This is a genomic window from Kitasatospora sp. MAA4 (genome assembly GCF_029893355.1).
Lineage (GTDB): Bacteria > Actinomycetota > Actinomycetes > Streptomycetales > Streptomycetaceae > Kitasatospora.
On record NZ_JARZAI010000001.1, the window covers coordinates 501,357 to 511,462 of the forward strand.

Consider the following 10,106-nt stretch of genomic DNA (forward strand, 5'->3'; position numbering starts at 1 on the left):
GAGTGTCCGTCTTGCGACAAACGCCGTCTTGGCTGCTTTCGTCCTCAGTGTCGCGGTGCTCAGCGCCGTCGGCGCAGGACCCGCCACCACCGGCCACTCCGCGCTGGCCGACGGCCTGGCGCCCGTCGCCACCGTCGCGGCCGCGGTCTCCCCGCTGGGGAGTGACCAGGGTTGGGGCTGATGGCACCTCAGATGCGCTCGACCTTCGAGGGGAAGATCCTGCGCGACGTGCTCGCCGACGCCGACGCGGGGTCGGGTCGGACCGTCCTGCTGAGCGGTCCACTGGCCGCCGGCAAGACCCGACTGCTCGACGAGTTCGCCGAGTTCGCCGCCGGGCAGGGGGCGCGCGTACTGCGCGCCAGCTGCCCGCCGGCCGGGCTCACCCTGGCCGGTGTCCGACGCCAGCTGCTCGGCCCGCTCGACACCGCGGGTGACGAGAACGGCGGGAACGGCGTCGAGCAGGAGATCACGCGGACCGCGCAGGCGATCGTGCGGCTGTCGGCCGCCGCAACCGTCGTGGTCTGCGTGGACGACCTGCGGCACGCCGACCTGGCGACCGCCCGCCTGCTCACCGAGCTGGCGACCACCGGCGCCGCCTCACCGGTGCTGGTGGTCGCCACCGACCGGGTCAGCTCGCCCTCCCGGACGCACCTGCTGCTGAACGAACTCGGCGGCCGGTCCTCCTTCCGGAAGGTCTCACTGACCGGTCTGTCGATCGATCAGCTCCAGGAGTCGGCCGTCGCCGAGTTCGGCATCCGGCCGACCGACGACACCGCCAGCTGGATGCTCCGGCTCTCCAACGGCAACCCGCTGATCACCACTGCCCTGCTGCGCGACCTGACCGCGCAGCAGGGCAGTGGCCCGGCCGGTTGGAGCGCCTCGACCACCGTGGGCCCGGCCTACGCGCAGGCCGTCCTGGACTGCCTGCGCCGGCTCGACCCGGAGGTCCGCGAGATCGCCGAGGCCATCGCCGTGGTCGGGGACTGCGACCAGCCGCGGCTGATCGCCGAACTCACCCGCGAGGAGTCCGCGGCCGTCGAGGAGGCACGCTACGAGCTGGTGGCCGCAGGCCTGTTGGCCGACAGCGGCTTCCGCCACCCGGTGGTGCGGGAGGCGGTGCTCGGCGACATACCGCGCCGGCGCCGGGCGCTGCTGAGCCGGCGGACCGCCTCCGCCCTGCACAAGGACGGGGTACCGGCCGAGCAGGCCGCGCAGTGGCTGGAGTCCTTCCAGCACGGCGAGGTGCCGGCCCAACTGCCCCAGCGGTTCTCCGGCGAGGAGTTCCGGGTCTCCGGCCGCCGGTTGGAGACCCTGTGGGACGCCCGCGACCTGCTGGGCACCATCGAGGAGGACATCCGCGACCTCGCCTCCCGCGAGAACCTGCGGATGACCGACCTGGAGTCCGGGAAGCTGCTGGTCGCCTGCGAGTTCCCGGGTCTGCTGCGGCAGGCGGTGGACCAGCGCGTCCCGCGGCCAAGGATCGACACCGGCTCGGTGCCGGGCGCGCGCTACGCCGCGGCCTGGTCGCTGGCCGGAATCCTGACCGGCCGCACCGAGGCCGCGCAGAGCCTGCGGCTGGCCGAACAGGCCCTGGAACGCAGCATCTTCACGGACGAGACGGCCCCCGCCGTCCTCGCCGCGATCACCGCGCACCTGCTCAGCGAGGAGCCGGCCAAGGCCCGCGCCTGGTGCGACCGCTTCCTGCTGGAGGCCCGGGACCGCTACGCCGTGCCGTGGCAGGCCCTGCTGACAGCGCTGCGCGCGGAGAGCGCGCTGCGCGAGGGCGACCACGCGGGCGCGATCGCCGACGCCAACCGGGCGTTGCGGCTGCTGCCCGCGCAGCTCTGGGGCGTGCGGATCGGCGGCCCGCTGGGCACCCTGCTGCTCGCGCACACGCTGGCCGGCAGCTCGGCGAAGGCGGCCGTACTGCTGCGCCGCCGGGTGCCCGAGTCGATGTTCGAGACCCGCTACGGGCTCGGCTACCTCTACGCACGCGGTCACCACCACCTCGCGGCCGGGGACCACCTGCCGGCGCTGGCCGATTTCCTGCGCTGCGGACGGGTGCTGGCCGACTGGGGGCTGGACGACGACCGGCGCACGCCCTGGCAGCTGTCGGTCGCGGCGACGTACATGGCGACCGGCGACTACAGCAAGGCGGTGGAGCGCATCGTCCAGGTGCTGGACCACGGCCGCCACGCCGTCGCCGGAACCACCGACGCCGACAGCCGGTTCGACCGGCACGAGGCGGTGTTCGAGCAGCTGCGGGCGGCCACCGGCAGCGCCGGGCTGCCCACCGTGCTCGCCACCCTGCTCCGCGAGGGTCCGGCGCGCGGCGGCGAGCCCGCCGATGTGCCGCGCTACAAGATCTACGACCGCAACACCGTCTGCCTCCAGCAGCTCAGCCCCTCGGAACGGCGGGTCGCCCTGCTGGCGGCCAAGGGCGAGTCCAACCAGAAGATCGCCCGGGAGCTGTCGGTGACGGTGAGCACCGTCGAGCAGCACCTGACCCGGACCTACCGGAAGCTGCAGCTGGCGGACCGTCAAGAGCTGCGCACACGCCTGGGCTGAGCCCGGCCCCGGACAACCACTGACCCGCGCAGAGCAGCGCACAAAGGATGGGGAGCACGATGGATTTCGGACTGAAGGACAAGGTCGTCGTCGTCACCGGCGCCACCGGCGGCATCGGCCGCGCGGCGGCGGTGGCCTTCGCGGCGGAGGGCGCGCGGGTGGTGGCCACCTACCACGCCAACCCCAAGGGGGCGCAGGAGACCGTCCGCCGTGCCGCGGGCGGCGAGGTGATCGCCGAGCAGCTCGACCAGGCCGACCCGGCCTCCGTCACCCGCCTGGTGAAGGCCGTCAAGGAGCGCTGGGGCGGCATCGACGTCCTGGTCAACAACGCGGTCGCGATGCCCGCCTTCCCCGCCCCCGGCCAGCTCTTCGAGACCGAGCCGCCGGAGAACTTCGCGCACTCCCTGCAGGCCAACCTGCTGGGCCCCTACCTGCTCAGCCAGGCCGTGGTGGGCTCGATGCGCGCCAAGAAGTGGGGCCGCATCGTCCACGTCTCCTCCACCTTCGCCGAGGACGGCTTCCCCGGCCGGGTCGCCTACGCCAGCGCCAAGGCCGGCCTGCACGGGCTGACCCGGGTGATGTCCCGCGAGCTCGGCCGGGCCGGCATCCTCACCAACGCGGTGCTGCCCGGCTTCACCCCGGGCGAGAAGCCGATGTCGCCGGGCCTGCTCAACTACGCCGCCGAGGCGGCGGCCACCAAGCGGGTCACCACCCCCGAGGACGTCGCCAACACGATCGTCTTCCTCGGCTCGCAGGCCAACACCAACGTCACCGGTGAACTCGTGCGGGTCGACGGCCACTTCCTCACGCCGGCGCCCTGACACCGGCGCTGACCCGGTACACCCCAGAACGGAGACCTCCCATGGCGGAGACGAACGAGAGCGGCGCGCCCGGCGCCGAGGACGCACTGCCCGAACTGCCGATGACCCGCACCTGCCCCTACCAGCCGCCGGCCGAGTACGAGGACCTGCGGGCCCGCGGACCGGTCACCCGGGTACGCCAGTTCGACGGCCGCCCGGTCTGGGCGGTGACCGGGCACGCCGAGACCCGCGAACTCATGTCGAACCCGGCGATGTCGGTCAACCGGTTCCACCCGAACTTCCCGATGCCGATCCCGGCCCTCACCCAGCTGCAGACCCCGCGCTCGGCCGCCATCGGCGCGCTGATCAGGACCGACCCGCCGGAGCACACCAAGCAGCGGCGCGACATCCTGCCCAGCTTCACGCTCAAGAAGATCGCCGGCATCAAGCCGGAGATCGAGCAGACCGCCGCGAGCCTGCTCACCGACATGATCGCCAACGGCGACAGCGCCGAGCTGCTGGACGCCTACGTCAAGCCGCTGGTCGCCACCGTGCTCTCGCAGCTGCTCGGCATCCCCTACGAGGACCGCAACTACTTCGAGGACCTCACCTACCGCCGCTTCGACCCCGCGCAGGTCGTCGACGCGATGAGCGACCTGACCGACTACCTCGCCAAGCTGCTGGTCGCCAAGGAGACCGAGCCCGGCGAGGGGCTGCTGGACGACCTGGTCGTCCAGGTCAAGGACGGCACCCTGGAGCGCGACGAACTGGTCCGCTACGCGCTGGTCCTGGTCATCGCCGGCCAGGAGACCACGGCCAACACCATCGCGCTGGGCGTGCTGACGCTGCTGGAGCACCCCGAGCAGCTGGAGGAGCTCAGGGCCGAGCCGGAGCTGTGGCGCAACGCCGTCGAGGAGCTGCTGCGCTTCCTCTCGCTCACCGGCGGCCTGTCCCGGGTCGCCACCGAGGACATCACGATCGGCGACGCCCAGATCCGCGCGGACGACGGGATCATCTTCCTCAACCCGGCGGCCAACCGCGACGAGGCCCAGTTCGAGCGCCCCAACGAGCTCGACATCCACCGCAACGTCCGCAACCACCTCAGCTTCGGCTTCGGCATCCACCAGTGCATCGGCCAGAACCTGGCCCGGGTGGAGCTCGACGTGGCGCTGCGCACGCTCTTCGAGAAGGTGCCCGACCTGCGGCTGGCCGTCCCGATGCAGGAGATCCCGGTCAAGCAGGGCCTGGTCTTCGGTCTCGCCGAGCTGCCGGTCGAGTGGTGACGGTCGATCCGATGAGCATCCGAATCACGGCGGACACCGCCGTCTGCATCGGCGCGGGCCAGTGCGTGCTGTCCGCGCCCGCCCTCTTCGACCAGGACGACGCCGGAACCGTGGTGCTGCTGAACGGGCAGCCGGCCGCGGACAGTCTGGAAGCGGTGCGCGAAGCGGCCTACCTGTGCCCCTCGCGGGCCATCACCTACACCGAGACGAGCCAGCCGTGACGAACACCGTGACCGACGTCCGCGCCGAGGCGCCCGCTCGGGGACGCGACATGCGCTGGTGGGGGCTGGTGGTCATCTCGCTGGCCCAGCTGATGGTCTGGCTGGACGCCACCATCGTGGCCGTGGCGCTGCCCTCCGCGCAGAAGGCCGTGGGCCTGACCGACGTCTCCCGGCAGTGGACCGTCACCGCCTACGCGCTCACCTTCGGCGGCCTGCTGCTGCTCGGCGGGCGGCTGGGCGACGTCCTGGGGCGCAAGCGCTCGCTGATGATCGGCATCACCGGCTTCGCCCTCGCCTCCGTGGTCGGCGGCGCGGCGACCACCCCGGCGATGCTGATCGGGGCCCGCGCGGCGCAGGGCGTCTTCGCCGCCCTGATCGCCCCCAACACGCTGTCGCTGATCAGCGCCACCTTCACCGACGCGGCCGAACGGGCCAAGGCGTTCGGCGTCTTCACCGCCATCTCGATGTCGGGCGGTGCCACCGGCCTGATCCTCGGCGGCGCGCTCACCGACTACGTCGACTGGCGCTGGTGCTTCTACATCAACATCGTCTTCGCCGTCGTCGTGGTGGTCGGCGGATACCTGGCGCTGCCCGACCCGCCGCGCCAGAGCGGCACCCGGCTCGACGTCCCCGGCGCCGTACTGGCCACCGGCGGCATGCTCGCGCTGATCTACGGGCTGGGCGAGGGCGGCGCGCGCGGGTGGACCTCCCCGGTCATCCTCGCCTCGCTGGCGGCCGCGGTGGTCCTGCTCGGCTCCTTCCTGGTCGCCCAGCACCGCTCGGCGCAGCCGCTGCTGCCGCTGCGCGTGCTCGCCAACCGGAACAGCGGCGGCGCGTTCCTCGCGATGGCCGTCTCCGCGTTCTGCATGCTCGGCATGTTCCTCGGCATGACCTACCAACTCCAGTCCGTCATGGGGTACTCGCCGCTCAAGGCGGGCCTGGCCTTCCTGGCCTACATCGTCACCGCCGCCGGCTACTCGACCAAGGTCGCCAGCAAGCTGCTGCTGCGGGTGCGGCCCGGCGTGATGATCGCGGCTGGACTGGGCATCTCGGCGCTCGGCCTGCTCTACCTGACCCAACTCACCCCCAGCAGCAGCTACTTGACCGGAGTCTTCCCCGCGCTCTTCCTGTTCGGACTGGGTGTCGGCAACGTGGCGGTCCCGGTCTTCCAGACCGCGATGTCGGCCACCGAGGCCAGGGACGCCGGGATCGTCTCCGCGGTGGTCAGCACCTCGCAGCAGCTGGGCGGTTCGATCGGCACGGCCCTGCTCAACACCATCTCGACCAGCGCGGCCGCGACCTACCTGGCCGCGCACGTGGGCCGCACCGGCGCGACGCAGGCGGCGGGCGTGCACGGCCTCGCGGTGGCCTGCGCCTGCGGAGCGGTGGTCGCGCTGGCCGGCGCGGTGGCGGCGGGCACGCTGATCACCGTCGGTCCCAAGAAGTAGCACCACCGCCAGACCTTTTCTGGGGTTCTTTAGGGGCCTTGTCGCCGAATATTCCAGGCGAAGCCTCCTAGCATCGTCATTGTTCTTTCCTGCCCATTTCCCAGGGGGATTCAGCATGTCCGTCTACGCCAGAAGAAGCGTGATCGCGGGGGCCGGTGCGGCGGTCGCGGCGCTTGCCGTGCCGAATACGGCGGTCGCCGCCGGAAGCGCCGCTCCGAACACCGCGAGCGCTTTCTCCGCCGGCGGTACGCCCACTCCGCCGGCGGTCACCATCGCGGCGTCGGACCCGCGTTATGTGGACCTTCAGCAGGGGAACTGGAACAAGCTCTACCAGGCGGCTCCGGAATCCTTCCGGATCGTCCGGAACACCGGCCAGGTGGTCTCCGCCGTCGCCGAGGCCGTGGCGGCCGGCAAGCAGATCGGCGTCCGTTCCGGTGGGCACGGCCTGGCCGGGCTGGTCGAGGACCCGAGCGTCCAGATGATCATCGACTTCTCCGAGATGCGCGAGGTCGGCTTCGACCCCTGCTACAACGCGTTCAGCATCGAGCCGGGCGCCACGCTGGGCCAGATCTACCGCAACCTCGACCTGGGCTGGGGGGTCACCCTCCCCGGCGGCATCTGCCCCGCGGTCGGGGCCGGCGGGCACATCATCGGCGGCGGCGTCGGTGCGCTCTCCCGGCAGTTCGGCCTGGTGGCCGACCACCTGTACGCGGTCGAGGTGGTGACCGTCGCGGCCGGCGGGCAGGTCCAGGTCATCCGGGCCACCCGCGAGACCAGCGACCCGAACCGGGACCTGTGGTGGGCCCTGGCCGGCGGTGGCGGCGGCAACTTCGGCATCGTCACAAAGTTCTGGATGCGCTCGCCGGGCGCCACCTCCAGCACTCCGTCCGCCGTGCTGCCGACCCGTCCCGGCGCGCTGATGACCGGCCGCGCCATCTGGAACTGGGCCGACATGGACCAGGTCTCGTTCGTCCAGGTGCTGAAGAACTTCGGCACCTGGCACGAGCAGAACAGCGCCCCGGGCCAGCCCGGCAACGGGCTCTACGCCTCGCTGATCGCTCCCCGCAAGGAGGCCGGGCACGTCCTCGTCTCCGCCCAGGTCGACCCCACCGTCGCGGGCAACCAGCAGCTGCTGACCAACTTCCTGACCGCGCTCACCACCAACGTCACCCCGTCGGCGATGATCGTCAACACCGGTACCCAGCCGTGGGAGTACACCACGGTCACCACCGAGGACACCGCCGTCGCGGTCGGCGTCACCGGCCCGCCGCGCTCGCGCACCAAGGGCGCGCTGCTCAACAAGCGCTACACCGACGACCAGGCCGCCACCATCTACGGCTACCTGACCTCGTCCACCTACTCGTACCCGTCGTCGAGCTTCACCCTCGGCTCCTTCGGCGGCCAGGTCAACGCCGTCTCGTCGAACACCATCGCCTCGGCGCACCGCACGGCCGTGATGCTGGGCTCGGTCTTCAGCTGCTGGAGCAACCCGGCCGACGACGCCATGCACCAGACCTGGAACCGGCAGTTCTACCACGACCTGCACGGCAGCACCGGCGGTGTCCCGGTCCCGAACGACCAGTACGACGGCTGCTTCGTCAACTGGCCCGACACCGACCTGCTGGACCCGGCCTGGAACTCCTCCGGCGTCCCGTACTCGACGCTCTACTACAAGGACAACTACGCGCGGCTCCAGCAGGTCAAGGCGACCTACGACCCGGGCAACGTCTTCCACCACAAGCTGTCCGTGCAGCTGCCGAGTTGAGGCGGGAACCGATGGCCCTCCTCAACGACTCGGTGGTCCTGATCACCGGCGGGGCCGGCGGCATCGGCGCGGCGGCGGTCCGCAGGTTCGCCGCGCGCGGCAACCAGGTGGTCATCGCCGACCTGGACCGCGACCGCGGCGAGGCGCTCGCCGCCGAGACGGGCGCGTACTTCGTCCGGACCGACGTGCGCGATCTCGCGGAGAACGAGGCCGCGGTCGCCGCCGCCGTGGAGCGGTTCGGCCGGCTCGACGTCGTCCACCTGAACGCCGGCACCATCGCGAGCACCTCGATCGGGGAGTCCTTCGCGCCGGACCGCTACCGGCACCTGATGGGCGTCAACCTGGACTCGGTGGTCTACGGCGTGCAGGCCGCGCACGGTCCGCTGAAGGCCGCGGGCGGCGGACGAATCGTCGTCACCGCCAGCGCCACCGGGATGCGGCCCTCGTACGAGGTCTTCTACGCCGCCAGCAAGCACGCGGTCGTCGGCCTGGTGCGCTCGCTGGGGCCGCTGCTGGAGGCCGAGGGCATCCGCATCAACGCGCTCTGCCCCGGCCTGGTCGACACGCCGCTGATCGCCGACCGGATGGCCGAACTCAACCGCGCCGGGATGGCCGTCTCGGACCCCGAGAGCGTCGTGGACGCCCTGGAGACCGTGCTGGCCGACCCGCGCACCGGGCTGGCCTGGCTGGTGATGGCCGACCGCCCGCTCGCGCCGTTCGAGTTCGCGGACCTGCCGGTGGCGCGGGAGAAGAACCTGCTCTTCGAGAACGGCGGGGTCAGAGCCGTCCAGATCCCGGAAGGGAACCAGCCATGACATCGACCAAGGCGGCTGTCGTCCGGGAGAAGGGCGGGGCGTTCCTGATCGAGGACGTGGACGTCGCCGATCCGCGCCCCGGCGAGGTGGCGGTCCGACTCGTCGCGAGCGGCATCTGCCACACCGACCTGCTCGCCCGCGACCAGGTCATGCCGCCCGCCGCGCCCGCCGTCCTCGGCCACGAGGGCAGCGGGGTGGTGACCGCCCTCGGCGCGGGCGTCGACTCGGTCGCCGTCGGCGACCGGGTGGTGCTCGCCCCGATGAGCTGCGGCCAGTGCCGCAACTGCCGCAGCGGGCACCCGATGCACTGCGCCGCGTTCCTCGCCCTGAACCTGCGCGGCCGCCGCAAGGACGGCAGCACGGCCTACCGGGACGCCGAGGGCGCCGAACTCAACGGGCACTTCTTCGGCCAGTCCTCGTTCAGCTCCGACGTCGTGGTCCACGAGCGCAGCGTGGTCAGGGTCGAGGACGTCCTCGGTGACGTGCCGCTGGAACTGCTGGCACCGATGGGCTGCGGACTCCAGACCGGCGCGGGGACCGTCCTGAACGCCCTGCGGCCGGCGCCCGGCAGCAGCATCGCGGTCTTCGGCGCCGGCACGGTCGGCCTGGCCGCCGTGATGGCCGCCCGGATCGCGGGCTGCGACCGGATCGTCGCGGTCGACCTGCACGACCACCGGCTGGAGCTGGCCCAGGAGCTCGGGGCGACGCACGTCTGCCGCGCCGACGCACCGTCCCTGGTGGCGGACATCGTCGCCGCGACCGGCGGCGGGGCCGACTTCGCGGTGGACGGCGTGGGCCTGCCGCGGACCGCCCGGGCCGCCGTCGACGTCCTGAACATCGGCGGCACGGCGGCGGTGGTCGGCTCCGCCGGGGCCGGGCAGGAGGTGTCCCTGGGACTCTCCCCGCTGTTCGGGCGGACGGTGAAGGGCGTGGTCGAGGGTGACAGCGTCCCGGCGCTGCTCATCCCGCAGCTCATCGCGTTCCACCGGGCCGGCCGCTTCCCGTTCGACCGGCTGATCCGGACCTACCCGTTCGAGGAGATCGAGCGGGCGGTGGCCGACACGGCCTCCGGGGCCACGGTCAAGCCGGTGCTGGTGCACTGAGGTGTACTGACGGAAACACGGTATTAACAAAAGGGATGAGGGGTCGCCCCAGGCGGCCCCTCATCCTTTTTGTCATGTACTTCTGTGTTGACTTGACTGCGCA

General features: G+C 72.0%; 9 protein-coding genes. All 9 read left to right on the top strand.

All coding sequences use genetic code 11. The features are described from left to right. Window positions 1-28: 28 nt before the first annotated feature. Window positions 29-181 carry a hypothetical protein gene (locus tag P3T37_RS02290; RefSeq protein WP_280721656.1) on the top strand — a complete coding sequence of 51 codons (153 nt, stop codon included), beginning with the start codon at window positions 29-31 and terminating at the stop codon, window positions 179-181. Continuing rightward, entirely contained in the window at window positions 181-2,568 is a 2,388-nt protein-coding gene (locus P3T37_RS02295; RefSeq protein ID WP_280721657.1) for an AAA family ATPase, read from the top strand. Before P3T37_RS02290 ends, P3T37_RS02295 begins: the two co-directional genes overlap by 1 nt. A gap of 59 nt (window positions 2,569-2,627) precedes the next feature. Then, complete coding sequence (locus P3T37_RS02300) at window positions 2,628-3,389, top strand: SDR family oxidoreductase (RefSeq protein WP_280721658.1); 762 nt, start codon at window positions 2,628-2,630, stop codon at window positions 3,387-3,389. Between the two features lie 41 nt (window positions 3,390-3,430). Beyond that, window positions 3,431-4,651 carry a cytochrome P450 gene (locus P3T37_RS02305; protein WP_280721659.1) on the top strand — a complete coding sequence of 407 codons (1,221 nt, stop codon included), beginning with the start codon at window positions 3,431-3,433 and terminating at the stop codon, window positions 4,649-4,651. A gap of 17 nt (window positions 4,652-4,668) precedes the next feature. Then, window positions 4,669-4,872, top strand: coding sequence for a (4Fe-4S)-binding protein (locus tag P3T37_RS02310; RefSeq protein ID WP_280721694.1), 204 nt, complete (start codon window positions 4,669-4,671; stop codon window positions 4,870-4,872). After that, window positions 4,869-6,320 carry an MFS transporter gene (locus P3T37_RS02315; RefSeq protein ID WP_280721660.1) on the top strand — a complete coding sequence of 484 codons (1,452 nt, stop codon included), beginning with the start codon at window positions 4,869-4,871 and terminating at the stop codon, window positions 6,318-6,320. Before P3T37_RS02310 ends, P3T37_RS02315 begins: the two co-directional genes overlap by 4 nt. A gap of 115 nt (window positions 6,321-6,435) precedes the next feature. Then, complete coding sequence (locus P3T37_RS02320; protein ID WP_280721661.1) at window positions 6,436-8,085, top strand: FAD-binding protein; 1,650 nt, start codon at window positions 6,436-6,438, stop codon at window positions 8,083-8,085. Window positions 8,086-8,096: 11 nt separating this feature from the next. Next, window positions 8,097-8,900 carry an SDR family NAD(P)-dependent oxidoreductase gene (locus tag P3T37_RS02325; RefSeq protein WP_280721662.1) on the top strand — a complete coding sequence of 268 codons (804 nt, stop codon included), beginning with the start codon at window positions 8,097-8,099 and terminating at the stop codon, window positions 8,898-8,900. Continuing rightward, window positions 8,897-10,003, top strand: a complete 1,107-nt coding sequence (locus tag P3T37_RS02330) for an NAD(P)-dependent alcohol dehydrogenase (protein ID WP_280721663.1) — start codon at window positions 8,897-8,899, stop codon at window positions 10,001-10,003. The genes P3T37_RS02325 and P3T37_RS02330 overlap by 4 nt, the downstream gene beginning before the upstream one ends. Window positions 10,004-10,106: the final 103 nt, after the last annotated feature.